Source organism: Citrobacter sp. Cpo089 (genome assembly GCF_030332695.1).
Classification (GTDB): Bacteria; Pseudomonadota; Gammaproteobacteria; order Enterobacterales; family Enterobacteriaceae; genus Citrobacter; species Citrobacter portucalensis.
This window is the reverse complement of the sequence record NZ_JAOWHJ010000055.1, coordinates 12,667-36,398: the sequence shown is the minus strand read 5'-3', so window position 1 is coordinate 36,398 and position 23,732 is coordinate 12,667. Positions and strand designations below refer to the sequence as shown.

26 protein-coding genes and 1 pseudogene are annotated in these 23,732 nt (G+C 51.5%); 15 read left to right on the top strand and 12 right to left on the bottom strand.

The window, feature by feature from the left end:
* Positions 1 to 48: 48 nt before the first annotated feature.
* Positions 49 to 378, bottom strand: a complete 330-nt coding sequence (gene mliC / locus OGX92_RS11655; RefSeq protein ID WP_003029170.1) for a C-type lysozyme inhibitor — start codon at positions 376 to 378, stop codon at positions 49 to 51.
* An 87-nt stretch (positions 379 to 465) separates the two neighbouring features.
* Positions 466 to 1,587, bottom strand: a complete 1,122-nt coding sequence (gene anmK / locus OGX92_RS11650) for an anhydro-N-acetylmuramic acid kinase (protein ID WP_003832781.1) — start codon at positions 1,585 to 1,587, stop codon at positions 466 to 468.
* Between the two features lie 274 nt (positions 1,588 to 1,861).
* On the opposite strand from anmK, the gene slyB reads away from it, so the two are divergent.
* Complete coding sequence (gene slyB, locus OGX92_RS11645; RefSeq protein ID WP_286586571.1) at positions 1,862 to 2,329, top strand: outer membrane lipoprotein SlyB; 468 nt, start codon at positions 1,862 to 1,864, stop codon at positions 2,327 to 2,329.
* Between the two features lie 46 nt (positions 2,330 to 2,375).
* Here slyB and slyA read toward each other — a convergent pair whose 3' ends face one another.
* Positions 2,376 to 2,816, bottom strand: a complete 441-nt coding sequence (gene slyA / locus OGX92_RS11640; protein ID WP_122973940.1) for a transcriptional regulator SlyA — start codon at positions 2,814 to 2,816, stop codon at positions 2,376 to 2,378.
* Between the two features lie 192 nt (positions 2,817 to 3,008).
* Here slyA and OGX92_RS11635 point away from each other — a divergent pair, with 192 nt between their 5' ends.
* From OGX92_RS11635 to OGX92_RS11625, 3 genes and pseudogenes are all read left to right on the top strand, one after another.
* Entirely contained in the window at positions 3,009 to 3,245 is a 237-nt protein-coding gene (locus OGX92_RS11635; protein WP_126318212.1) for a DUF1656 domain-containing protein, read from the top strand.
* Positions 3,246 to 3,247: 2 nt separating this feature from the next.
* Positions 3,248 to 4,111: an efflux RND transporter periplasmic adaptor subunit gene (locus OGX92_RS11630; RefSeq protein ID WP_032934449.1), complete on the top strand. Its 864-nt coding sequence runs from the start codon at positions 3,248 to 3,250 to the stop codon at positions 4,109 to 4,111.
* A pseudogene (locus tag OGX92_RS11625) lies at positions 4,108 to 6,148 on the top strand (FUSC family protein). Before OGX92_RS11630 ends, OGX92_RS11625 begins: the two are co-directional and overlap by 4 nt.
* Here OGX92_RS11625 and sodC read toward each other — a convergent pair.
* From sodC to OGX92_RS11610, 3 genes are all read right to left on the bottom strand, one after another.
* The gene (sodC, locus tag OGX92_RS11620; protein ID WP_003832772.1) at positions 6,124 to 6,648 is read right to left on the bottom strand and encodes a superoxide dismutase [Cu-Zn] SodC; all 525 of its coding nucleotides are present in this window, start codon (positions 6,646 to 6,648) and stop codon (positions 6,124 to 6,126) included. The pseudogene OGX92_RS11625 and the gene sodC sit on opposite strands and share 25 nt — an antisense overlap.
* 81 nt (positions 6,649 to 6,729) lie before the next feature.
* On the bottom strand, positions 6,730 to 7,626 hold the full coding sequence (locus OGX92_RS11615) for an aldo/keto reductase (RefSeq protein ID WP_126956301.1): 897 nt from the start codon (positions 7,624 to 7,626) through the stop codon (positions 6,730 to 6,732).
* 49 nt (positions 7,627 to 7,675) lie between these two features.
* Positions 7,676 to 7,945, bottom strand: a complete 270-nt coding sequence (locus OGX92_RS11610; RefSeq protein WP_257661698.1) for a DUF1289 domain-containing protein — start codon at positions 7,943 to 7,945, stop codon at positions 7,676 to 7,678.
* A gap of 71 nt (positions 7,946 to 8,016) precedes the next feature.
* On the opposite strand from OGX92_RS11610, the gene OGX92_RS11605 reads away from it, so the two are divergent.
* The 4 genes from OGX92_RS11605 to rnt all read left to right on the top strand — a co-directional run bounded on the left by OGX92_RS11605 (position 8,017) and on the right by rnt (position 11,016).
* Positions 8,017 to 8,616, top strand: coding sequence for a TetR/AcrR family transcriptional regulator (locus OGX92_RS11605; protein ID WP_003832766.1), 600 nt, complete (start codon positions 8,017 to 8,019; stop codon positions 8,614 to 8,616).
* Positions 8,617 to 8,670: 54 nt separating this feature from the next.
* Entirely contained in the window at positions 8,671 to 9,768 is a 1,098-nt protein-coding gene (locus OGX92_RS11600; protein ID WP_063941544.1) for an alkene reductase, read from the top strand.
* 97 nt (positions 9,769 to 9,865) lie between these two features.
* Positions 9,866 to 10,273 carry a lactoylglutathione lyase gene (gene gloA / locus OGX92_RS11595; RefSeq protein WP_003832762.1) on the top strand — a complete coding sequence of 136 codons (408 nt, stop codon included), beginning with the start codon at positions 9,866 to 9,868 and terminating at the stop codon, positions 10,271 to 10,273.
* A 95-nt stretch (positions 10,274 to 10,368) separates the two neighbouring features.
* Positions 10,369 to 11,016, top strand: a complete 648-nt coding sequence (gene rnt / locus OGX92_RS11590) for a ribonuclease T (protein WP_003029200.1) — start codon at positions 10,369 to 10,371, stop codon at positions 11,014 to 11,016.
* 53 nt (positions 11,017 to 11,069) lie between these two features.
* Here the strand turns inward: rnt and grxD are convergent, their stop codons facing one another.
* Positions 11,070 to 11,417: a monothiol glutaredoxin 4 gene (grxD, locus tag OGX92_RS11585; protein ID WP_003832760.1), complete on the bottom strand. Its 348-nt coding sequence runs from the start codon at positions 11,415 to 11,417 to the stop codon at positions 11,070 to 11,072.
* 334 nt (positions 11,418 to 11,751) lie between these two features.
* Between grxD and OGX92_RS11580 the strand changes: the two genes are divergently transcribed.
* Positions 11,752 to 12,582: a C40 family peptidase gene (locus tag OGX92_RS11580; RefSeq protein WP_003832759.1), complete on the top strand. Its 831-nt coding sequence runs from the start codon at positions 11,752 to 11,754 to the stop codon at positions 12,580 to 12,582.
* A gap of 127 nt (positions 12,583 to 12,709) precedes the next feature.
* Positions 12,710 to 13,291: a superoxide dismutase [Fe] gene (gene sodB / locus OGX92_RS11575; RefSeq protein ID WP_003029205.1), complete on the top strand. Its 582-nt coding sequence runs from the start codon at positions 12,710 to 12,712 to the stop codon at positions 13,289 to 13,291.
* A gap of 39 nt (positions 13,292 to 13,330) precedes the next feature.
* On the opposite strand, the gene OGX92_RS11570 is transcribed toward sodB, so the two are convergent.
* Positions 13,331 to 14,500: an MFS transporter gene (locus OGX92_RS11570; RefSeq protein ID WP_003832758.1), complete on the bottom strand. Its 1,170-nt coding sequence runs from the start codon at positions 14,498 to 14,500 to the stop codon at positions 13,331 to 13,333.
* A gap of 175 nt (positions 14,501 to 14,675) precedes the next feature.
* Positions 14,676 to 14,765, bottom strand: coding sequence for a cytochrome bd-I accessory subunit CydH (cydH, locus tag OGX92_RS11565; protein ID WP_003029209.1), 90 nt, complete (start codon positions 14,763 to 14,765; stop codon positions 14,676 to 14,678).
* Between the two features lie 297 nt (positions 14,766 to 15,062).
* On the opposite strand from cydH, the gene purR reads away from it, so the two are divergent.
* The gene (gene purR, locus OGX92_RS11560; RefSeq protein WP_003832757.1) at positions 15,063 to 16,088 is read left to right on the top strand and encodes an HTH-type transcriptional repressor PurR; all 1,026 of its coding nucleotides are present in this window, start codon (positions 15,063 to 15,065) and stop codon (positions 16,086 to 16,088) included.
* Here purR and punR read toward each other — a convergent pair.
* Positions 16,085 to 17,017, bottom strand: a complete 933-nt coding sequence (gene punR / locus OGX92_RS11555; protein ID WP_003029215.1) for a DNA-binding transcriptional activator PunR — start codon at positions 17,015 to 17,017, stop codon at positions 16,085 to 16,087. The genes purR and punR overlap by 4 nt on opposite strands.
* Positions 17,018 to 17,129: 112 nt before the next feature.
* Here punR and punC point away from each other — a divergent pair, with 112 nt between their 5' ends.
* Together punC and cfa are read left to right on the top strand one after the other, a co-directional pair.
* Positions 17,130 to 18,335, top strand: coding sequence for a purine nucleoside transporter PunC (gene punC, locus OGX92_RS11550; protein WP_286586589.1), 1,206 nt, complete (start codon positions 17,130 to 17,132; stop codon positions 18,333 to 18,335).
* Positions 18,336 to 18,625: 290 nt separating this feature from the next.
* Entirely contained in the window at positions 18,626 to 19,774 is a 1,149-nt protein-coding gene (cfa, locus tag OGX92_RS11545) for a cyclopropane fatty acyl phospholipid synthase (RefSeq protein WP_003832753.1), read from the top strand.
* A 41-nt stretch (positions 19,775 to 19,815) separates the two neighbouring features.
* On the opposite strand, the gene OGX92_RS11540 is transcribed toward cfa, so the two are convergent.
* On the bottom strand, positions 19,816 to 20,463 hold the full coding sequence (locus OGX92_RS11540) for a riboflavin synthase (protein WP_003832752.1): 648 nt from the start codon (positions 20,461 to 20,463) through the stop codon (positions 19,816 to 19,818).
* A 217-nt stretch (positions 20,464 to 20,680) separates the two neighbouring features.
* On the opposite strand from OGX92_RS11540, the gene mdtK reads away from it, so the two are divergent.
* A complete protein-coding gene (mdtK, locus tag OGX92_RS11535; protein ID WP_003832751.1) occupies positions 20,681 to 22,054 on the top strand; it encodes a multidrug efflux MATE transporter MdtK in 1,374 nt (457 codons plus the stop codon).
* A 37-nt stretch (positions 22,055 to 22,091) separates the two neighbouring features.
* Here mdtK and OGX92_RS11530 read toward each other — a convergent pair whose 3' ends face one another.
* Positions 22,092 to 22,790 carry an RluA family pseudouridine synthase gene (locus OGX92_RS11530; protein WP_284961669.1) on the bottom strand — a complete coding sequence of 233 codons (699 nt, stop codon included), beginning with the start codon at positions 22,788 to 22,790 and terminating at the stop codon, positions 22,092 to 22,094.
* A gap of 129 nt (positions 22,791 to 22,919) precedes the next feature.
* On the opposite strand from OGX92_RS11530, the gene OGX92_RS11525 reads away from it, so the two are divergent.
* Positions 22,920 to 23,711 carry a PhzF family phenazine biosynthesis protein gene (locus OGX92_RS11525; protein ID WP_126318226.1) on the top strand — a complete coding sequence of 264 codons (792 nt, stop codon included), beginning with the start codon at positions 22,920 to 22,922 and terminating at the stop codon, positions 23,709 to 23,711.
* Positions 23,712 to 23,732: the final 21 nt, after the last annotated feature.

Genomic DNA, 23,732 nt, shown 5'->3' with positions numbered 1-23,732 from the left:
ACGGATTGTCAGTGGGTGACGCTATTGTGCGCCGCCCAAGTGAAAATCTCAACGCTTCGGGTTCTGTAACTGACAGTTATTTAGCACAATTCTGTCTCGTTTATAGACCGTTGCCTCGTCGCCTTTAGACCAAAATACGTAGATACCATCGGTATAACGTGCACCTGATGCCGACACGCCCTGTTTGAGGTTCAATAGCTGATTATCATAAACAAAGCTTGCCGTCTGGCGGGTATTGTTCAGCTTCACGGTCAGCGGTTTTTCGTCGCAGCGGTATTCAAGCGTATCCGTTTGCATACGCTCGACAAATTGGTTGTACACACTACAACCGCTAAGCAGTACGGGCAGACACACTAACAACAGTTTTTTCATAGCCATATCCTGAAGACTTTCCTGGTCCTGGAGGGTAATGGCACCCTCCCTAATATCCTTAGTTTACCGGCATACCGCGCTGAATAATTTCAGTTAACTCTGAGTTCGCGGATTGGCAGGATAAATTGCCCCTAAAACACTCGGCTCTGACGCCCCAGTCACAGACGGTAAATTTCCCGGCAATCCGGCCAGTGTTCGCCACGCCAACCATGCAAAGGCTAACGCTTCCATATCATCACCGCTGATCCCGGCTTCATCGGTTGAGGTGACCTCTGTACCCGGTAATAATGCCGCCAGACGCATCATCAGCAGTGGATTACGACTGCCACCACCACATACCATGAGTCGATCACAGCCGCCGCTTAACAAGACCTGCTCTGAAATGGTTACTGCCGTCAGTTCGGCAAGCGTCGCCTGTACATCTCGTGGGCTAATTCCCGGAAACTGCGCCAGATGACGCTCTATCCAGCCGTAATTAAAATACTCACGGCCGGTGCTTTTCGGCGCAGGCGCGGAAAAATAAGGGTCGTTAAGCATATTCTGCAGTAACGGTAAGATCACCGTTCCTGAAATGGCCCACTGCGCATCTTTGTCGTAGGGCTGGCCACATTGCCTCCAGATCCAGGCATCCATCAGCATATTGCCCGGCCCGGTGTCGTATCCGCGAACGGGTTGTTGCGGAATAAGCAGAGACAGATTGGCAATCCCGCCGATATTTAACACCATTCGCCGTTCCGTTGGATGTGCCAGCAGTGCCTGATGAAACGCAGGAACGAGCGGTGCACCCTGCCCGCCAAGGGCGATATCACGTCGACGAAAATCGCCGACTACGGTTATCCCGGTACGCGCGACAATCTGGTTGTTATCACCAATTTGCAGCGTGTGCGGCGCAGCACCGTTCGGTTCATGCCACACGGTTTGCCCGTGACAACCAATCGCAACGATATCCTGCGGTTTCAATTTTTCTTGCACCAACAGCGCATTCACCGCCTCAGCAAATAGATAACCGAGCTGTGCATCTAACTGACCAAACTGAGAAAGTGTAAGCTGCTGCCCCTGGCAGATATCCAGAATCGCTTGTTTAACATGAATGGGGATGGGCCAGGTCAGACTCGCCTGCTGCGCAACCATCGTTTCATCTATTGTCGCCAGCACAACATCGACGCCATCAAGGCTGGTTCCAGACATTACACCGATAAAACGGCCCGATTTCATAGGTCATCCTTTTAAGCAAATTAGCCTTGACACTCAACCATAAAGTGTCGACTAATGCCATGCTTCCTTAATGATTTTTGGTGGCTAATCATTACAATGATCGTTTAATTACATCAATTACATGAATGATTCGTTTATACTCGGTTGATCCAATTTCGGTTAAGATTTTCATATTGTTCCAGTAGAACATGTGACCTTAGGCTCACAAATGCCATATAATTTAACCATGAAGGGTGTTTTATTAGCGTTTCGTGGTGACAAAGGAGATTTGTAAATGATTAAACGTGTGCTGATTGTTTCATTAATGGGCGTATCTTTAGCGGGTTGCGTTAACAATGATAGCCTTTCAGGCGACGTATATACCGCATCCGAAGCGAAACAAGTTCAGAACGTTACCTACGGTACGATTGTTCATGTTCGTCCAGTGCAAATCCAGGGTGGCGATGACGCAAACGTGATTGGTGCTATTGGTGGTGCGGTACTCGGCGGGTTCCTTGGTAACACCGTCGGCGGCGGTACGGGTCGTTCATTAGCGACGGCTGCAGGTGCAGTTGCCGGTGGCGTAGCGGGTCAAGGCGTACAAGGTGCGATGAATAAAACCCAGGGTGTGGAACTGGAAATCCGTAAGGATGATGGTAATACCATCATGGTGGTTCAGAAACAGGGTGCGACCAAGTTTTCAGCCGGCCAGCGCGTTGTTATGGCTAACAACGGCAGCCAGTTTACCGTGTCTCCACGCTAATCGAATTCACGTGTGGTCAGGCTCTGGCCACACGTAACTTATCGTTTCAATCCTGTGACTGCAGTTCAATAATATTGTGTTCGAGTTTGGCAACCAGCTTAATCAGCAGATCAATTTCCTCAGCTGAAATCCCTTCCAGAATTTCTCCACGTGTTTTGTTGATCACCGCTTCCATATCAGCGATCAGCGGCTCAGCCTTCTCTGTCAGTTTAATTCTCTTAGCTCGACGATCGCTGGCGCAAGTCTGTCGTGAAATGAGTCCCTTTTCTTCCAACTGGTCAAGCGTACGTACCAGCGAAGGCTGCTCGATGCCAATCGCTTTAGCCAGCTGAATCTGCGATTGATCCGGCGGCAACTGATGAATGTTGTGCAGCGTAACCCAATGCGTCTGCGTCAACTCCAGAGGTTTCAGGCGATGGTCAATCAGAGCACGCCAAATGCGCACCAACCGTGCCAGATCAGAACCTAATGGCGATTCCAATTTCATCTCCTTATAATTAGCTTGCTAAGTTATTGTGCTGATTTTAGAATAGTGTGCAGCATTTGTATTCCCAAAACAAATGTATTGCCAAATTTGCTTACCGGCTGACATTTTTTCAGACATTATGCGTTACAGAGACTCATTGTCTCTTTTTTGCTAAACCTATAGCAATGCTCTCTTCCGTCAAGGATTTTGCCCGTGAAGTTTATGTTTAATGCAACAGGATTGCCCCTACAAGATTTAATGATCGGCGCATCTGTCTACTTCCCTCCTGTTTTCAAGTCGATTGTAGCAGGATTTATTCTCTGGCTGGTTGTTCATCGCCTGCTGCGCGACTGGATTTACTCCGGCGAAATCTGGCATCCCCTGCTAATGGATCTGTCGCTCTTTACGCTTTGCGTATGTCTGGCCTTTGTTATGCTGATAGCGTGGTGATTATGTCGCTTAAAACCGTTAAATACTTCTCCACTATTATAGTCGCTGCAATCGCAGTTTTCGCCGGATGGTGGATGTGGAATTACTATATGCAATCGCCCTGGACACGTGATGGCAAAGTACGTGCTGAGCAGGTCAGCATCACGCCGCAAGTGTCAGGCAGCATTAGCGAACTCTATATAAAAGATAACCAGTTTGTGAATAAAGGCGATGTCCTTTTTATTATCGACAAGACGCCATTTCACATTGCTGAACTGAATGCGCAAGCGCAACTGGCAAAAGCGCAGTCTGACCTGGCGAAAGCCAATAACGAAGCCAACCGCCGCCGTCATTTATCGCAAAATTACATCTCAGCCGAGGATCTGGATACCGCAAATCTCAACGTAAAAGCCATGCAGGCAAGCGTTGAAGCGGCTGAGGCCAGTTTGCGCCAGGCCCAGTGGCAACTGACGCAAACGGTGGTCAAAGCCCCCGTAGCGGGTTGGGTCACAAACCTGTCTACCCGTACCGGTGATTACGCCTCAACCGGTAAGCCCCTGTTTGCCCTTGTCGACAGTCACTCTTTTTATGTGATGGGATATTTTGAAGAAACTAAGTTACGCCACATTCGCGAGGGTGCGCCCGCCCTTATCACGCTCTACAGCGGTGATATAAAGTTACAGGGTCACGTTTCCAGTATTGGCCGTGCCATCTACGATCAAAGTGTGGAAAGTGATTCCGGCCTGATTCCCGACATCAAACCCAACGTGCCGTGGGTGCGTCTGGCGCAGCGTGTCCCGGTACGCATCGAATTCGACGCCCTGCCGCGGGAGGTCACGCTGGTGTCAGGTACAACCTGCAGCGTATCCATCGGCCAGCGTAAATGAAACTGCCCCGCCTGGCACCAGGCAATTTGCCGTGGTTTAAAGCCACGGCGGCACAGTGGCGTTATGCGCTGCGTAACACCATTGCGATGTCCCTGGCGTTAACTTTTGCTTATTATCTGAATCTGGATGAGCCCTATTGGGCGATGACCTCGGCGGCGGTGGTTAGTTTTCCCACCGTTGGCGGGGTTATCAGCAAAAGTCTGGGTCGCGTGGCGGGTAGCCTACTGGGAGCCACCGCCGCATTGATTATTGCCGGTCATACTCTCAATGAGCCGTGGCTGTTTTTGCTGAGCATGTCAGTGTGGATCGGTTTTTGTACCTGGGCATGTGCGCACTTCACCAATAACGTTGCCTACGCCTTTCAACTGGCGGGTTATACGGCGGCGATCATTGCGTTTCCCATGGTCAATACCGTGGAAATTACACAGTTATGGGATATCGCGCAGGCACGTGTGTGTGAAGTCATCGTCGGTATCCTGTGTGGCGGCGTGATGATGATGATCCTGCCCAGCACCTCCGATGGCACCACGTTACTGACTGCATTGAAAAACATGCATTCACGTTTACTGGAACATGCCAGCCTACTCTGGCAACCAGAAACCACGGATGCCATTCGCACAGCCCATGAAGGAGTTATCGGGCAGATTCTGACCATGAACCTGCTGCGTATTCAGGCTTTCTGGAGTCATTATCGTTTTCGTCGCCAGAATGCTTTGCTCAATTCGCTGTTGCACCAGCAGTTACGCATGACCAGCGTGATTTCCAGTCTACGCAGGATGCTGCTGAACTGGCCTAATCCCCCGTCCAATACCCGGGAAATCATCGAACAGTTGCTCAGCGAACTAATCAAATCCAATGCGAATAGCTACACTGTCGCACGTATTATTGCCCCACTGCAGCCCGTCGATGCCCGCGACTATCGACACGTCGCCTTCTGGCAACGACTGCGTTATTTTTGTCGGCTCTACCTGCGCAGCAGCCATTATCTGCATTTACTGGAAAATGGTGTTACCGCCGAGCGTATTAATATCGCCCGCACGCCGGGGCTTGCCCGTCATACCGATAATGCGGAAGCTATCTGGAGCGGGTTGCGTACGTTCTGCACTTTGATGCTTATCGGCGCATGGAGCATTGGCGCACAATGGGAATCAGGCTCTGGCGCACTCACGCTCGCTGCGATCAGCAGCGTGCTATATTCCGCCGTTGCCACACCGTTCAAGTCGCTTTCTTTGCTGATGCGTACGCTGGTTCTACTGTCGCTATTTAGCTTTGTGGTTAAGTTTGGCCTGATGGTGCAAATTTCCGACCTCTGGCAGTTTATTCTCTTTCTTTTCCCGCTACTCGCCACCATGCAACTGTTGAAGCTACAAATGCCTGCCCTGGCAGGTCTTTGGGGGCAGTTGATTGTATTTATGGGTTCGTTTATCGCGGTGACCAATCCGCCGGTATATGATTTTGCTGATTTCCTGAATGACAATATGGCGAAAATCACCGGCGTGGCGCTATCATGGCTGGCCTTCGCCATTCTGCGCCCCGGATCGGATGCACGGAAAAGTCGCCGCCATATTCGCGCCCTGCGCCGGGATTTTGTCGATCAGCTCAGCCGACATCCATCACTCAGTGAAAACGAATTTGAATCACTGACCTATCATCACGTCAGCCAGCTCAGCAACAGTCAGGATGCGCTGGCGCGACGCTGGTTATTACGTTGGGGGGTCGTTTTACTGAACTGCTCGCACGTGGTGTGGCAACTGCGTACCTGGGAGGCGCGTTCCGATCCGCTGGCTCGCGTCAGGGACGTGTGTATCTCGCTGCTGCGCGATGTAATGAGCGAGCGTGGCGTCCAGCAACGACCACTGAATGCCACACTGAATGAGCTACAGCGCATCTGCGATACGCTTGCCCACCATCATCAACCCGCTGCGCAGGAACTGTCGGCACTGGTCTGGCGGCTACACTGCTCGCTTTCACAACTCGAACAGGCGCCGCCGCCGGGCACTCTCAGTCGTTGATTATTTGATAACACCACAGGCATAGCGTGCTCCGCCACCGCCAAGCGGTTTCGGTTGATCGGACATATTATCGCCGCCCACATGGATCATCAACGCTTTACCTTTAACCTCATCGAGCGTTTTAAGCCGCGGCGCAACGACCGGCGTTGTAGCGTTACCGTCGTTATTCACCACCAATAGCGGCAGGTCGCCCATATGACCTGCGCCTTCCGGGCCTTCATGTTTGCCGGTTTGGTGCGGATCATAATGGCCGCCAGCCGATTCTGCGGCTGAGGCTTTCCCATCTTTAATTGCCGGTTGGCAGCTGCCGTTCATATGCACATGGAAGCCATGTTCACCTGGCGGCAACGCCTTCAGATCGGGCGTAAACTCCAGCCCCTTTGCGGTTTCAGCAATAGTGACCGTACCAATCGCCTGGCCGACGCCTTGCGATGTGACCAGATTCATCGTCACTTTTTCTTCACTGGCAGCCTGCGCACCTGCACAGGCGAGTAGAGTGATAATGGCCAAACTCAAACGCTTCATAAGACCTCCGTCCAAAAGGTGTCTGATTGTTAAGTGTAAACCAGTGACACAAATTTGAACGGAGATGCGCCAAAAACGCGATTAGGGTACGTCGTAACCCAGCGCCGCTTTACGAATGCGGAACCATTGCTGGCGAGACATGTTCAGCGATTCAGACTCAATGGCAGCACGTACACGCTCTATTTTTCCTGAGCCAATAATCGGCAGCGGCTGAGACGGCAGACGTAAAATCCAGGCGTATACCACCTGTTCAATAGACTGCGCATTCAACTCTTCTGCGATCACGGCAAGCTCATTACGTAAAGGCTGGAAAGCATCATCATTAAACAGGCGACCACCGCCGAGACAGGACCAGGCCATCGGGTGAATACGTAACTGTTGCAGTTGATCTAAAGTACCATCCAACAGGAGCGGCTGATGTACTGGCGAAATTTCTACCTGGTTGGTCGCCAGAGTAAACGGCAGACGCGATTGCAGCAGCGAAAACTGTGAAGGGGTAAAGTTGGAGACGCCAAAGTGACGCACTTTGCCACTATGGTGCAATTTTTTAAAAGCGTCGGCGACATCGTCAGCATCCATAAGCGGATCGGGACGGTGGATCAGCAGCAGATCAATATGATCGGTCGCCAACAGCCTCAGCGACTCTTCTGCACTGGCAATAATATGTGCACTGTCGGTGATGTAGTGGCCCAGCGCATTTTCCGCGCGCGCCGTCGTCGCGATCCCGCATTTGGTCACAATCTGCATTTTTTCACGCAAATGCGGAGCCAGCTTCATTGCCTCACCAAACGCCGCTTCACACTGGTATCCACCGTAAATATCGGCGTGATCGACGGTGGTCACGCCAAGATCCAGATGCTCTTCAATAAAGCTGACTAGCTGGCGCGCGGACATATTCCAGTCCATCAGGCGCCAGTACCCCATCACAAAGCGAGAAAATTCCGGGCCTTGCGGCGCAATAGTAATACGCTGAACCATAGCAGCTTCCTTTTAAGTGAATGTGCATCGAGTATACGCAATTACGCTTTTAAAAGAGTGAAGGTTGTTGCGGTTCTTCCGAAGGGTTGGCTTTGTTTGCTCGTAATTTACGCATCAGGCGCTGACGACAAAGCCGCAGCACTTCCTGCTTTTGGGTATCGCTCATCTTTTGCCAGTTAAAACGCTCATCCCGACTGCGAAAACAGCCACGGCAAAAGCCGCGTTCGTCAGACTGACATATTCCACGGCATGGGCTCTGGACGGGGAAAAACTCCAGCTGTTCGGCCACATCCCCTCCTTTAATAAGATTGATATACATATTGAAGACGTTAACTGAATTTCTCGCAAGCGCTATTGCATTAGACCGACTGGTCTATTACACTCGTTTTCATGAACAAAATCACTGAACACGATACACGCGAACATCTGCTGGCGACTGGCGAACTGCTGTGTATGCAGCGCGGCTTCACCGGCATGGGTTTAAGCGAACTACTGAAAACCGCTGAAGTACCCAAAGGTTCGTTTTATCATTACTTTCGCTCTAAAGAAGCGTTCGGTGTCGCGATGCTGGAACGCCACTATGCGGCCTATCATCGGCGACTGGCTACGCACTTTGATACGGGAGCGGGAAACTACCGCGACCGCATTCTGGCCTACTATCAGGAAACCCTGAACCAGTTTAGCCAGCACGGCATTATTAGCGGCTGTTTAACAGTAAAACTGTCTGCCGAAGTGTGCGATCTGTCAGAAGATATGCGCACTGCGATGGATAAAGGCGCGCGGCACATTATTGTGCTGTTAGCGCAGGCGCTGGAGAAAGGTCAGGCCAGCCATTGTCTGTCTTTTGTTGGCGAGCCGTTACAGCAGGCGCAGGTACTGTATGCGCTGTGGCTTGGCGCCAACCTGCAGGCCAAGATTTCTCGTAGCGCCACTCCGCTGGAAAATGCGCTGGCGCACGTTAAAAACATCATCACAACGCCTGCCGTTTAACAGGCGTTTTTATTTTCTTTATTACTAGACGACCGGTCTATTCAGGAGTATCACATGTCATCTGAAAAACTGTTTTCCCCACTGAAAGTGGGTGCCATTACGGCAGCAAACCGCGTATTTATGGCGCCACTGACGCGTCTGCGCAGTATTGAGCCTGGCGACATCCCTACTCCGCTGATGGCCGAGTATTACCGTCAACGCGCCAGCGCGGGTCTTATCATCAGCGAAGCGACGCAGATTTCCGCACAGGCGAAAGGCTATGCCGGAGCACCCGGCTTACACAGCGAAGCGCAAATTGCCGCATGGAAGAAAATCACTGCTGCCGTACACGCTGAGCAAGGTCATATTGCTGTCCAGTTGTGGCACACCGGACGCATCTCTCACGCCAGTCTGCAGCCAAACGGCCAAGCTCCAGTTGCACCTTCCGCGATTAGCGCTGGAACCCGCACCTCGCTACGTGATGAAAACGGCCTGGCAACGCGTGCCGATACTTCAATGCCACGTGCGCTGGAAACAGAAGAGATTCCGGGTATCGTTAATGACTTCCGTCAGGCGATAGCCAATGCGCGTGTGGCAGGTTTCGATATGGTTGAACTGCACTCTGCCCACGGCTACCTGCTGCACCAGTTCCTGTCGCCAACGTCTAACCAGCGTACCGATCAATACGGTGGCAGCGTCGAAAATCGTGCGCGTCTGGTGCTGGAAGTGGTTGACGCCGGTATTAAAGAATGGGGTGCCGATCGCATTGGTATTCGCGTCTCCCCGATTGGCACTTTCCAGAACGTTGACAACGGTCCGAACGAAGAAGCCGATGCGCTGTATCTGATTGAACAATTGGGCAAGCGCGGAATCGCTTACCTGCACATGTCTGAGCCGGACTGGGCCGGTGGCGAGCCGTATTCCGATGCGTTCCGCGAAAAAGTTCGCGCACGCTTCCACGGTCCTATCATTGGTGCTGGTGCTTACACCCCAGAAAAAGCAGAAGCGCTGATCGAGAAAGGTCTGATCGACGCCGTTGCTTTTGGTCGCGCCTATATTGCTAACCCGGATCTGGTGGCGCGTCTGCAACGCAAAGCAGAACTGAATCCGCAACGTGCCGAGAGCTTCTACGGCGGCGGCGCGGAAGGTTACACCGACTATCCTACCCTCTAACGTCACAATCTCCGTTCTGCCATTGATAGCGGCGTAACAACGCCGCTATACTAAAACAACATTTTGAATGTATTAGCCATTTTTGAAGGGGAAAAAGATGCGTTTACTCCATACCATGCTGCGCGTGGGTGACCTGCAGCGTTCCATCGAGTTTTATACCAACGTGCTGGGCATGAAGCTGCTGCGTACCAGCGAAAACCCTGAATACAAGTACTCTCTGGCTTTTGTCGGCTACGGTCCTGAAACCAGTGAAGCAGTAATCGAACTGACCTATAACTGGGGTGTCGACAAGTATGATCTGGGTACTGCCTATGGCCATATAGCCCTGAGCGTAGACAACGCGGCTGAAGCCTGTGAACGTATTCGCCAGAATGGCGGTAACGTAACGCGTGAAGCAGGTCCAGTAAAAGGCGGCACCACAGTGATTGCGTTCGTTGAAGATCCGGACGGCTACAAAATTGAGCTGATCGAAGAGAAAGACGCCGGGCGCGGCCTGGGCGATTAATCTCCCCCTCGGGCGCAGATCGTCTGTGCCCATAGTTTTATACTCATCATTTTGCCATAATACGCGCTGCAATTTTCCCGTATTAAGAGACCCAGATGTCCGATAACGCTCAACTTTCCGGTCTGTGTGACCGTTTTCGTGGTTTTTATCCTGTCGTCATTGATGTCGAAACCGCAGGGTTCAATGCCAAAACCGATGCGCTGCTTGAGATTGCCGCCATCACACTGAAAATGGATGAACAAGGCTGGCTGATGCCGGACACGACGTTACATTTCCACGTAGAGCCGTTTGAAGGTGCCAATTTGCAACCGGAAGCGCTCGCCTTTAACGGTATTGACCCTAACAATCCGCTACGCGGTGCGGTCAGCGAATATGATGCTCTGCATGCCATCTTCAAAATGGTGCGTAAAGGCATTAAAGACAGCGGCTGCAATCGGGCGATCATGGTGGCGCATAACGCTACGTTCGACCACAGTTTCATGATGGCTGCAGCAGAACGCGCCTCACTCAAACGTAATCCATTCCACCCATTTGTAACCTTTGATACGGCGGCATTAAGCGGCCTGTCTCTGGGGCAGACTGTGTTATCAAAAGCGTGCCTAGCGGCGGGAATGGAGTTTGACGGGAATCAGGCGCACTCGGCGCTGTATGACACCGAACGTACGGCCGTGCTGTTTTGCGAAATCGTTAACCGCTGGAAACGTCTCGGCGGTTGGCCTCTTCCCGTGCCTGAAGAAGCGTAACGGCGATATAAAAAAAGCGACCATTTCAGGTCGCTTTTTTACTTCTGCTGGTATTACTCAGCGTCCGGCTCTTCGGTTTTGTATTTCGCTGCTGTTTCTTTAATCAGCTGCTGCAACTCACCGCGCTGGTACATTTCGATCAAAATGTCACAACCGCCAACCAGCTCACCATCAACCCACAGTTGCGGGAAGGTCGGCCAGTTTGCGTATTTCGGCAGTTCGGCGCGAATATCCGGGTTCTGCAGAATATCAACGTAAGCAAAGCGTTCACCACAGGCTGACAGCGCCTGCACAGCCTGTGCGGAGAAACCGCAGCTTGGCAGTTTAGGGGAACCTTTCATGTACAGGAGAATCGGGTTTTCAGCGATCTGGCGCTGGATTTTTTCGATAGTGGTGCTCATTATCTTGCTTCCTTAAACTTCTTTTACGGCAGTAGTCTGACATTGTAACGGGTCAGACAGGCAACGGAAAATAACATTTTCATTACGCGTTATTATTTTATCCCCTGACGCTAAAAGTTGCATTCACAATCTCACTTATCCCCTTCAAACATGTGGATTTGATTATCCGTTCACCAACTCAAACGTTAATTGCTGTTTTTTTTTGCGGTCGGTTACGAAACATAGTTTTAAACAAAAAAAGCTATTAACTTTCCCTCTTTCTATAGATTAGAATCATCAAGTTTTGAAAATCACACGCAGGCACGATAGACCTGCCTTACCAGAGGACTGCTCAGTGGCGCGGATAAACCGAATCTCGATCACGCTCTGTGCTTTGCTTTTTACTACACTGCCCTTTACGCCTATGGCTCATGCTTCCAAGCAGGCCAGGACGACACCTACCAATTCTCACACCATCAAAACGGTAGATAAAAAGAAAAGCGCAACAACCAGCCAAAAAACAACAAAGACCAGTAAGAAAACGGCGACAAAGACCACCAGCAAAACCAGCACCAAAACCGCTTCCTCTTCTAAAAAACGCACTGCCACTCCGGCAAAGTCGACTAAAACTGCAAATCGCCGTGGTAAAACTGCCGCAGCACAAACCGCAGCCGTTACCTGGACGGAAAAATGCACACCGCGCAAAGGTCATAAACCACGCTGCGTGAAGGTGAAAACCACTGCACCGACTACGCTTGCTGACGCACATAAAGTGAAAGTGCAGAAAGCGACTAAAACAGCGATGTCCACCTTGATGAACCAAATCGGTAAACCTTATCGTTGGGGCGGCTCCTCGCCAAGAACCGGGTTTGACTGCAGCGGTCTGGTTTATTACGCCTATAAAGATCTGGTGAAGTTCCGCATTCCGCGTACCGCGAATGAAATGTACCATCTGCGTGATGCCGCACCAATTGAACGTGGCGAACTGAAAAATGGCGATCTGGTATTCTTTCGTACCCAGGGTCGCGGCACAGCCGATCACGTCGGCGTCTACGTCGGCAACGGTAAGTTTATTCAGTCACCGCGCAGCGGGCAGGAAATTCAAATCACCTCTCTGAGCGAAGATTACTGGCAGCGCCACTATGTTGGCGCTCGTCGGGTAATGACGCCAAAAACAATTCGCTAAAAACTTACCCTACAGAACATACTGTAGGGTAAGTTCTTCTTTTGCATAACCTTTCAATTTGCTACCCTATCCTTACTCACAATGAGGCTATTGTGTGTACTCAATATAAATAATAAGGAGAGAAGCAATGTCGTTTGAATTACCTGCATTACCGTATGCCAAAGATGCTCTGGCACCGCACATTTCTGCCGAAACGCTGGAATATCACTATGGCAAACACCATCAAACTTACGTGACCAATCTGAACAATCTGATTAAAGGCACGGCGTTTGAAGGCAAATCACTGGAAGAGATCGTTCGTAGCTCTGAAGGCGGTGTATTCAATAACGCAGCACAAGTATGGAACCACACGTTCTACTGGAACTGCCTGGCACCAAACGCAGGTGGTGAACCGACCGGAAAACTGGCCGATGCAATCGCCGCTTCCTTTGGCAGCTTTGCAGATTTCAAAGCGCAATTCACCGATGCCGCTATCAAAAACTTCGGTTCTGGCTGGACCTGGCTGGTTAAAGGAACGGATGGCAAACTGGCTATCGTCTCCACCTCCAACGCAGGTACTCCGCTGACCACCGACGCGACGCCGCTGATGACCGTTGACGTATGGGAACACGCCTACTACATCGATTATCGCAATGCTCGTCCTGGCTACCTGGAACATTTCTGGGCACTGGTGAACTGGGAATTTGTTGCGAAGAACTTCGCAGCATAAAAAAGATAACGCAGAAGGACTTCCTTCTGCGTTTTTGCATTAATTCGCGGTAGTGAAAGCCTCTTCAGGCTGTCTTCTTGCGGAAATGAACACCAGCAGCAGCGCAAGACCCGCCACAATCGCCCCCATTACCGGCACAAAACTGTAGCCCAGGCCGCCAGATATTACCGCCCCACCGGCCGCAGCCCCCAGTGCGTTCCCCAGATTAAACGCGCCAATATTGACTGACGATGATAATCCAGGTGCTTCGCTGGCAACGCGCATCACACGCATCTGCAACGGTGGAACGACCGCAAACGTCGCCGCGCCCCAGACCACCATACTGACCGCCGCTCCCAACTCATTACGCGCAAGGAAAGGAATGGCCAGCATAATAACCATCAGCAGCAGTAAAAAGCCTTTTAGCGTACCGTTGACTGAACGGTCAGCCAGTTTGCCGCCAAAATAGTTACCGATCGAGAAGCCAACACCTATCAACACCAGCATCCCGGTAACAAATGCCGGTGTAGCATGAGTGATAGTATGCAGAACCGGCGAGATGTAGGTATACAGCGTAAACATCGCCCCAGCACCCAGTACGGTAGTCAGTAACGCCGACAGCACCTGCGGGCGCATAAGTACCGCCAGTTCGCTACGGACATCCGGGCGCTCTCCTGCTCCACCCTTGGGTAATGAGAAGAACAGGCTGACCATCGCAATGACGCCCAGCCCTGCAGTGGCCATAAACGACATGCGCCAGCCGATGGTTTCACCAAGCCAGGTCGCCGCCGGAACGCCGCCAATATTGGCGATAGTTAACCCCATAAACATCGTTGCCACAGCGCTGGCCTGCTTATGTTTGGGTACCACACTGGCTGCAACCACAGAACCGAGACCAAAAAAGGCTCCATGGTTAAGACTGGTCAAAATACGCGATAGCATCAGCGTGGTGTAATCCGGCGAGATAGCCGAAAGCACATTACCCAGCGTGAAAATCGCCATCAGGAATATCAAAGCATTACGTCGCGCACGATGAGACAGCAGCAATGTCATCAGCGGTGCACCTACCATCACACCTACTGCATAAGCGCTGATCAGCATGCCAGCCGCCGGAATCGAGACGTCCACACCTTTGGCAATGACGGGCAATAACCCCATTGGCGAAAACTCGGTGGTGCCAATACCAAACGCCCCGATTGCCAGCGACAGTAGAGGGTAATTGATTTTCATATTTCGACTCCGTATCGTCGAGCCGTGGCACGACATAAAATAAGAGTCAAAAGCATGACATTGATCGCAAAATTAATAAAGTTAACAAAACTGCAAAAGACTTTTGCTTATTCGCAAACAATAGAGGGGAAAAACGAGTCGAAGGGATGAGGGAGAGCTAACTCCCTCGGGGAAATCAATGCAGCGCTGCGGTCAGACCACCCGCGACGATCAAACCCAGAACAATAATGGTAGTCACTAACGAAAATTTCAGATCGGTGCTCATCAAGTTTTCTCCTTTTTATTCCCACACAAAAAGTGATATTGCGCATTTTTACACACTTGAAAGCAAAAATCTCTCACGATTTATATTGATAACTGCTTTTAACTCTTCCCCTTTTCGTTAAGATCAGACAAAATTCCACGCTTACTTGATTAGCGTACCGGCCATTGACCCCTTCCTGACGTTCCGTGTCGTTTTCCCGGCGTGCCGCAACCCTTACGTTGCGATAAGGGTGTGTAAAGGCAAACGTTTACCTGGAGTATTCTCAGGAGCTTAGGATATGGTCTGGAGTGAGATGTAATGGCAACAATTAAAGATGTAGCGAAGCGAGCAAACGTTTCCACTACAACCGTATCACACGTAATTAACAAGACGCGCTTTGTCGCGGAAGAAACACGTAATGCTGTCTGGGCAGCAATCAAAGAACTGCACTATTCTCCGAGCGCAGTTGCCCGCAGCCTGAAGGTAAATCACACCAAGTCTATCGGCTTGCTGGCGACCAGCAGCGAAGCGGCCTATTTCGCCGAAATTATCGAAGCCGTTGAGAAAAACTGTTTCCAGAAAGGCTATACCCTGATCCTGGGTAACGCATGGAACAGTCTCGAAAAGCAGCAGGCTTATCTGTCGATGATGGCGCAAAAGCGCGTTGATGGTCTGCTGGTGATGTGTTCTGAGTATCCGGAGTCTCTGCTTTCGATGCTCGAAGAGTATCGCCATATCCCGATGGTCGTCATGGACTGGGGCGAAGCAAAAGCCGACTTTACCGATACGGTCATTGATAACGCCTTCGAAGGCGGTTACATGGCGGGCCGGTATCTGGTAGAACGCGGTCATCGTGAGATTGGCGTGATCCCTGGCCCAATGGAACGTAACACCGGGGCCGGGCGTCTGGCTGGCTTTATGAAAGCGATGGAAGAAGCGCTGATTAAAGTGCCTGAAAACTGGATTGTCCAGGGCGATTTTGAGCCTGAATCCGGCTATCGCGCCATGCAGCAAATTCTGTCGCAGTCTCATCGTCCGACCGCGGTCTTCTGCGGTGGCGATATTATGGCAATGGGTGCGCTGTGCGCCGCTGACGAAATGGGACTGCGCGTACCGCAGGATGTCTCACTCATCGGCTACGACAACGTGCGCAACGCCCGCTTCTTCACGCCGGCCTTGACGACCATTCACCAGCCGAAGGATTCACTGGGTGAAACGGCCTTCAACATGCTGTTAGACCGTATCGTGAATAAACGTGAAGAGTCACAGTCTATCGAGGTGCATCCGCGCCTGGTTGAGCGTCGCTCCGTTGCCGACGGTCCGTTCCGCGATTACCGCCGTTAAGCCTGTTGTGCGGGAGTCTCATCTGGCTCCCGCAGCCATTCCTTGTTCAACGTTTCACTATCCCCTAAATAGTCCAGCAGCCAACTCAATGCCGGTGACGTATCGTTCTGCTGCCATGTCAGGCAGCATGCGGCATCAGGAAAAGGGTTCTCCAGTTGCAGCGCAACCCATTTGCCGCTATCGATCCACGGTTTGGCAAAATGCGTCGGTACCATGCCCACGCACAATCCCGCGGACAAACAGGTCGCTGAGGATTCCCAGTCCGGCACGACTACGCGCTTTTGGTTGTCCAGCAGCCAGGTAATACGCTTCGGCAATGTTCGGGAGGTATCTTCGCGCACCAGTGACGGCCAGTTGCGCAACGTGTCATCACTTAGCGGTCCAGGCATTGACGCCAGTGGATGATGGCTGGCTACCACGCAGCTCCAGCTCAGCATTCCCATATCGCGGAAGGTATAGCGCCCCCCGACCGGAATGGCCTGTGTGGCACCGATGGCCAGTTCCACGCGTCCATCAGACAGTGCGTCCCACACGCCGTTAAACACTTCCTGAAAAACTAACAATTCCACATCATCAAAGTGACGGTAGAAATCCACGATCATCTGTCGGGTACGATCCGGGCGGACAATGTTATCGACGGCGATCGCCAGCTGTCCGCGCCAGCCGTTAGCAATTTGCTGACATTGCTGGCGCGTGATCTGCATTTTTTTGATAACAGAGCGGCCTTCTTTTAAAAACCATGCCCCGGCAGGCGTTAATTCAACATCCCGATGGCGTCGCTCAAAAAGTGGCACCGCCAGCCACTCTTCCAGCTGGCGCACGGTGTAGCTTACCGCCGAAGGTACACGGTGCAGCTCCTGCGCGGCCGAACTAAAGCTACCGTTACGCGCAACCGCATCAACCACTTCAAGTGAATATTCCGACCACATATTCTGCCTGCAAAAAATTTGAAATCAGTAAGCAAATATTAGCGTTTCACAGCGAGAATTACACTCACTACACTCAGCGGCATTGTTCTACTGCTAAAAAAGAGAAATGATGATGCAACCTGGGAAAGGGTTTTTAGTCTGGCTGGCTGGTCTTAGCGTGCTTGGTTTTCTGGCAACGGATATGTATCTACCCGCCTTTGCTGCTATTCAGTCCGATCTGCAAACACCTGCATCTGCCGTCAGCGCCAGCCTGAGCTTGTTCTTAGCCGGTTTTGCCGTCGCACAACTACTGTGGGGACCGCTTTCGGACCACTATGGTCGCAAGCCTATTTTGCTGCTGGGTTTATCTATCTTCGCACTGGGCAGCCTGGGCATGCTGTGGGTTGAAAACGCCACTGGTCTACTGGTACTGCGATTTGTTCAGGCCGTTGGCGTCTGTGCGGCATCGGTTATCTGGCAAGCGCTGGTTACCGATTATTATCCTTCACAAAAAGTAAACCGCATCTTTGCCACCATTATGCCGCTGGTCGGGTTATCTCCTGCACTCGCCCCGCTATTAGGCAGTTGGATACTGGTACATTTTTCCTGGCAGGCCATTTTTGCCACTCTGTTTGCCATTACTCTGATTCTGATGCTTCCGGCTCTGCGTCTAAAGCCAACGGCTAAAGCACGCGATGACAGCCAGGATAAACTGACTTTCGCCACCTTGCTGCGCTCGAAAACTTACCGTGGAAACGTGCTGATTTATGCCGCCTGTTCCGCGAGCTTTTTCGCATGGCTGACGGGTTCCCCGTTCATCCTCAGCGAAATGGGTTATAGCCCAGCGGTAATTGGTCTGAGCTATGTTCCGCAAACTATCGCCTTCTTAATTGGTGGTTACGGCTGTCGTGCAGCGCTGCAAAAATGGCAGGGTCATCAGCTGCTGCCCTGGTTACTCATCCTGTATGCCTTCAGCGTTGTAGGCACCTGGGCGACCGGTTTTATTCATCATGTTGCATTGGCTGAAATCCTGATCCCATTCTGCGTTATGGCGATTGCGAACGGCGCAATCTACCCTATCGTTGTCGCGCAGGCATTACGCCCTTTCCCACAGGCCACGGGACGCGCAGCCGCATTGCAGAATACGCTGCAACTGGGTTTATGCTTCCTGGCAAGCCTTGTCGTTTCCTGGTTGATTGCCACCCCGCTGCTCACCACCACCAGCGTTATGCTGACAACAGTATTGCTGGCTGCTGTGGGTTACAAAATGCAATCGCAGAAAACTGACGCCCCGCAAACAGATGATCATGCGCAAGTTGCCCACGGAGAGTCGCACTAATAATGGTTGCGGGCATTTAGTTAGCCCGCTAACAATTATCGGTTGAATCGTCAAAAATTCAGGCATATACTGATTTTCAGTTGTTAAAAAAACGATAATTTTAATGCGTTAACGGGGACAAGAACGTTCCCGTTTTACCACGGATGGCCTTTTCGGCAAGGGTTTCTCCCTTCCTCTGTTCTACGTCGGATTATAGATTCGCGGATTAATTCCGTGAGATTTCTCACAAAGCCCAAAAAAGCGTCTACGCTGTTTTAAGGTTCTGATCACCGACCAGTGATGGAGAAGCTATGAGTTCATCATGTATAGAAGACGTCAGCGTACCGGATGATGACTGGTACCGCATTACCAATGAATTATTGAGCCGTGCAGGCATTGCCATTAATGGCCCTGCACCGGCTGATATTCGAGTAAAGAACCCCGATTTTTTCAAACGCGTATTGCAGGAAGGATCGTTAGGGTTGGGTGAAAGTTATATGGATGGCTGGTGGGAATGCGACCGGCTGGACATGTTTTTTAGTAAAGTCTTGCGTGCCGGTCTTGAAAACCAACTCCCCCGCCACTTTAAAGATACGCTACGTATCGCCACGGCTCGCCTGTTCAATTTACAGACCAAAAAACGTGCGTGGATGGTCGGCAAAGAACATTACGATTTGGGCAACGATCTCTTTACCCGCATGCTTGACCCCTATATGCAGTATTCCTGCGCCTACTGGAAAGATGCCAACACTCTGGAATCTGCCCAACAGGCGAAGCTCAAAATGATTGCTGAAAAATTGCAACTGAAGCCAGGAATGCGGGTGCTTGATATTGGCTGTGGCTGGGGTGGTTTATCCCAGTTTATGGCATCGCAATATGGTGTGAGCGTGGTGGGTGTGACCATTTCGGCAGAACAGCAGAAAATGGCACAGGAACGTTGCGCTGGGCTGGATGTCACCATTTTGCTGCAGGATTATCGCGACCTGAACGACAAATTCGACCGCATTGTCTCCGTCGGCATGTTTGAACATGTTGGACCGAAGAACTACGCCACCTATTTTGAGGTGGTCGATCGTAATTTAAAACCGGATGGTCTCTTTTTACTGCACAGCATCGGCTCCAAAAAAACCGACAATAACGTTGATCCGTGGATCAATAAGTATATCTTCCCAAACGGGTGTTTGCCGTCAGTTCGCCAGATTGCCAACGCCAGCGAACCGCATTTTGTGATGGAAGACTGGCATAATTTTGGCGCGGATTACGACACGACGCTGATGGCATGGCACGAGCGTTTCATGAACTCCTGGCCTGAAATCGCCGATAACTATACCGAACGTTTCAAACGGATGTTCAGCTATTATCTGAACGCCTGCGCCGGGGCGTTTCGTGCTCGTGACATTCAGCTATGGCAAGTGGTATTTTCCCGCGGTGTTGAACACGGTCTGCGCGTTCCCCGCTAATCGTTTTCGCCCCCGTAGCAACGGGGGCTTTACTCTCAGGCTTAGGCTCCCGCTTCGCCCGTTATGTTGCTGATGGCGCTTTCACGCGCCGCCAGGACACGTTCAACGGTATCAACCACCGCCTGCGTTTGGGGATCGATTTCGATATTAACCCGCGCGCCCAGCTTTTTCTTGCCAAGCGTAGTACGCTCCAGCGTTTCCGGAATCAAATGCACACAAAAACGCGTCGGCGTCACTTCACCGACCGTCAGACTGATACCGTCAATACCAATAAATCCTTTGTACAGGATATATTTCATCAGCGACGGATCCTGGACTTTAAACCACACCTGACGGTTATTCTCCGAGGTCAGAATTTTCGACACTTCGGCAGTGGTCATAATATGGCCCGACATTAAATGTCCGCCAATCTCATCACTGAATTTTGCCGCACGTTCAACGTTAACCAAATCTCCGACCTTCAGATCGCCCAGGTTGGTGATACGCAGCGTTTCTTTCATCAGGTCGAAGCTTATCTGGTTACCGTTAATTTCGGTGACCGTCAGGCAGCACCCATTGTGGGCAACCGATGCGCCGGTCTCCAGCGCATCCAGCATATATTCAGGCAACTCCACAACATGCGTACGAAAATTTGGTTTTTCATCAATGGACACCAATTTTGCGGTGCCCTGCACAATACCCGTAAACATACTTCCTACTCCTGAACTCAATTAAGACATCTCTGCACAGCACAATAGCAGGTGGAAATTCAGGTTGCCAGCAATGCGCCACCAGCGCCTGTTTTTTCACTGGAGAATTACGTATTCCTCGCTACAATAGACTGAAATTTCCCCTGCTTTTTCTCCTTGCTGCCATATAAGGCGGCTTTTTTAGTCTCTCAAATAACAACAATATAGTGGTGTACACGTGCAAAAGTATGTAAGTGAAGCGCGTCAGTTATTAGCTCTGGCAATTCCGGTGATTCTTGCGCAAATCGCTCAAACCGCAATGGGATTCGTTGATACCGTCATGGCGGGCGGATACAGCGCGACGGATATGGCGGCAGTCGCCATTGGTACGTCCATCTGGCTACCGGCCATTCTGTTTGGTCACGGACTACTGCTGGCGTTGACGCCGGTAATTGCGCAACTCAATGGTTCCGGACGCCGCGACCGTATCGCCCATCAAATACGTCAGGGCTTCTGGCTGGCGGGCAGCGTCTCCGTGCTGATTATGGTTGTGCTATGGAATGCGGGGTACATTATTCGCTCCATGCATAACATCGACCCGGCGCTGGCGGATAAAGCCGTTGGCTACCTGCGTGCCCTGCTGTGGGGCGCACCGGGTTATCTGTTCTTCCAGGTAGCCCGTAACCAGTGCGAAGGATTAGCAAAGACTAAACCGGCGATGGTGATGGGATTTCTCGGCCTGCTGGTGAACATTCCAGTTAACTATGTTTTCATCTATGGGCATTTAGGCATGCCGGAACTGGGTGGCGTGGGTTGTGGTGTGGCAACAGCAGCGGTTTACTGGGTGATGTTTATCGCCATGCTCTCTTACATCAAACGTGCGCGTTCAATGCGCGATATCCGTAATGAGGGTGGTTTCCAGAAACCTGACACCGCAGTAATGAAGCGTCTGGTACAGCTGGGTTTACCTATCGCGCTGGCGTTATTTTTCGAAGTGACGTTGTTTGCGGTGGTCGCGCTACTGGTTTCTCCACTGGGGATTGTCGACGTAGCCGGACACCAAATCGCACTGAACTTCAGCTCGTTAATGTTCGTCCTGCCGATGTCTCTGGCTGCCGCCGTCACCATTCGTGTCGGCTATCGTCTGGGCCAGGGCTCCACGCTGGATGCGCAAACTGCAGCCAGAACGGGTCTGGGTGTTGGTGTCTGCATGGCTGTCGTAACGGCGATTTTCACCGTGACATTCCGCGAGCATATTGCCCTGCTCTATAACAATAACCCGGAAGTTGTCGCCCTGGCGGCTCAGCTCATGTTACTGGCCGCGGTGTATCAAATTTCGGACTCTATCCAGGTTATTGGCAGCGGGATCCTGCGTGGTTATAAAGATACGCGTTCCATTTTCTTTATTACCTTTACGGCATACTGGGTGCTGGGTCTGCCGAGCGGTTATATTCTGGCGCTTACCGATCTGGTAGTTGACCGGATGGGACCAGCGGGATTCTGGATGGGCTTTATTATCGGCCTGACCTCTGCGGCGATACTGATGATGCTGCGGATGCGGTTTCTACAACGCCAGCCGTCAGCGGTTATTTTACAACGCGCTGCGCGATAACCTCATAAAAGCCGCCGCCAGGCGGCTTTTTTTCGCCTCAAAACGGGCTGTCATTTTTGGCGTTCATCCACGCTTCACTAATGGGATGCCTGAAATGCAGTTCACTGGCATGCAGCATCAATCGCGGCGTTTGTTCAGTGCCAGGCAGCAAACGCCCGCCATACAAATCACATCCTAAAATGGGATGTCCTAACTGCTGACAATGGATCCGTAGTTGATGGGTGCGCCCGGTTTCAGGGGTCAGTTGTACCCGCGTCAAGGGGAGCAGCGTCCCCTCTTCCTGACGATGATAAAAACGCTCGACAACCTGATAGCGCGAGCGTGCGGGTTTGCCGTTGAGAGCACAAATCGACATCAATGGAAACAGCGCCGGGTCTTTAGCAATCGCTGCATCGATAACCCCTTCGTCGTTTTCCAGATGCCCGCATAACAGCGCGCTGTACACCTTAGTGACCGTACGCTGGCTGAACTGCTGGCAAAGCGCGGCGTTGATAGCCTTGTTACGAGCGACCACCATCAGCCCAGAAGTGCCGAAATCAAGCCGATGTACCAGCGTGCAGCCAGGGTAAATCTGTACCAGCCGGTGATGTACCGAATCGAGATTCTGCGGATTTTTGCCCGACAGGCTAAGCAACCTGCTGGGTTTATTGATGAGCAGCAGATGCTCGTCCTGATAGAGGGTCTCTATCTCGTCATGGCAAGGCGGGGCAATAAAGGTATCGAGGATCGTAGACATCAGGCGGCCAGAATGAGGTGTGGGAACGGATGATAACGAATTTTCACCACAGTGGCGAATCTGAGCATTGACCCAATGGCTGGCATGGTAGAGTGTGATTTATCCTGAGTGCGATGAGAGGGTTACTCTGTGCAACAAATCAATTTTTACATGGTGGATGCCTTTACCACCACGACGTTTGGCGGTAATGCCGCAGCAGTCTGTCCGCTCACGGACTGGTTGCCCGATGAAACATTATTAAAGATGGCGCAGCAGCATAACCAGTCAGAAACCGCTTTTTTTGTCGCCGATGAGAATGGTTTTGAGCTGCGTTGGTTTACCACTCAGGGTGAAATCAATCTTTGTGGGCATGCCACGCTTGCCGCCGCGCATGTCATCTTTGAACATCTGGATTACCCAGATACGAAAATCCAATTTGCTACCCGCTTTGTGGGACCGCTGACGGTCACGCGCTGCGGTGAATGGCTGACGCTTGATTTTCCAGCCTGGCCAAGCGAATCTGCCGTGCCGCCAGCTTTACTGCTGGAAACATTAGGCATCACCGAATACAAAGAGGTGCGTGTGGCAAGAGATTACATGGTGGTGCTGGAAAATCAACAGCAGGTTGAGGCTGTGCGCCCAAACATCCACGCCATGCTGCCGCTGGGGAAAATGGTATGCATCACCGCGCCGGGTGACGGTGAATACGATTTTGTCAGCCGTTTCTTTTGCCCGGGTGAAGCCGTCGCGGAAGACCCGGTCACAGGCTCGGCACATAGCATGCTGATCCCTTACTGGGCTGGAAAACTGAATAAAACACAGATGCTGGCACGCCAGGTCTCTGAACGCGGCGGGGATTTACGCTGTCAGTTAGCAGGAACGCGTGTTTATATCAGTGGGCAGGCGATAACTTATCTGACCGGTAAAGTGCTGTTGCGCTAGCGCTTACCCAAAATAACCAAT

Excerpts from the sequence above, each read along its gene's own strand:
- mliC (WP_003029170.1), bottom strand. The coding sequence starts at position 378 with ATGGCTATGAAAAAACTGTTGTTAGTGTGTCTGCCCGTACTGCTTAGC.
- grxD (WP_003832760.1), bottom strand. The coding sequence starts at position 11,417 with ATGAGCACCACTATCGAAAAAATCCAGCGCCAGATCGCTGAAAACCCG.
- OGX92_RS11630 (WP_032934449.1), top strand. The coding sequence starts at position 3,248 with ATGTCGCTTAAAACCGTTAAATACTTCTCCACTATTATAGTCGCTGCA.
- punR (WP_003029215.1), bottom strand. The coding sequence starts at position 17,017 with ATGTGGTCGGAATATTCACTTGAAGTGGTTGATGCGGTTGCGCGTAAC.
- cfa (WP_003832753.1), top strand. The coding sequence starts at position 18,626 with ATGAGTTCATCATGTATAGAAGACGTCAGCGTACCGGATGATGACTGG.
- punC (WP_286586589.1), top strand. The coding sequence starts at position 17,130 with ATGCAACCTGGGAAAGGGTTTTTAGTCTGGCTGGCTGGTCTTAGCGTG.
- purR (WP_003832757.1), top strand. The coding sequence starts at position 15,063 with ATGGCAACAATTAAAGATGTAGCGAAGCGAGCAAACGTTTCCACTACA.
- sodB (WP_003029205.1), top strand. The coding sequence starts at position 12,710 with ATGTCGTTTGAATTACCTGCATTACCGTATGCCAAAGATGCTCTGGCA.
- OGX92_RS11615 (WP_126956301.1), bottom strand. The coding sequence starts at position 7,626 with ATGGTTCAGCGTATTACTATTGCGCCGCAAGGCCCGGAATTTTCTCGC.
- OGX92_RS11570 (WP_003832758.1), bottom strand. The coding sequence starts at position 14,500 with ATGAAAATCAATTACCCTCTACTGTCGCTGGCAATCGGGGCGTTTGGT.
- sodC (WP_003832772.1), bottom strand. The coding sequence starts at position 6,648 with ATGAAGCGTTTGAGTTTGGCCATTATCACTCTACTCGCCTGTGCAGGT.
- anmK (WP_003832781.1), bottom strand. The coding sequence starts at position 1,587 with ATGAAATCGGGCCGTTTTATCGGTGTAATGTCTGGAACCAGCCTTGAT.
- gloA (WP_003832762.1), top strand. The coding sequence starts at position 9,866 with ATGCGTTTACTCCATACCATGCTGCGCGTGGGTGACCTGCAGCGTTCC.
- OGX92_RS11605 (WP_003832766.1), top strand. The coding sequence starts at position 8,017 with ATGAACAAAATCACTGAACACGATACACGCGAACATCTGCTGGCGACT.
- cydH (WP_003029209.1), bottom strand. The coding sequence starts at position 14,765 with ATGAGCACCGATCTGAAATTTTCGTTAGTGACTACCATTATTGTTCTG.
- OGX92_RS11530 (WP_284961669.1), bottom strand. The coding sequence starts at position 22,790 with ATGTCTACGATCCTCGATACCTTTATTGCCCCGCCTTGCCATGACGAG.
- slyB (WP_286586571.1), top strand. The coding sequence starts at position 1,862 with ATGATTAAACGTGTGCTGATTGTTTCATTAATGGGCGTATCTTTAGCG.
- OGX92_RS11600 (WP_063941544.1), top strand. The coding sequence starts at position 8,671 with ATGTCATCTGAAAAACTGTTTTCCCCACTGAAAGTGGGTGCCATTACG.
- rnt (WP_003029200.1), top strand. The coding sequence starts at position 10,369 with ATGTCCGATAACGCTCAACTTTCCGGTCTGTGTGACCGTTTTCGTGGT.
- OGX92_RS11610 (WP_257661698.1), bottom strand. The coding sequence starts at position 7,945 with ATGTATATCAATCTTATTAAAGGAGGGGATGTGGCCGAACAGCTGGAG.
- slyA (WP_122973940.1), bottom strand. The coding sequence starts at position 2,816 with ATGAAATTGGAATCGCCATTAGGTTCTGATCTGGCACGGTTGGTGCGC.
- OGX92_RS11540 (WP_003832752.1), bottom strand. The coding sequence starts at position 20,463 with ATGTTTACGGGTATTGTGCAGGGCACCGCAAAATTGGTGTCCATTGAT.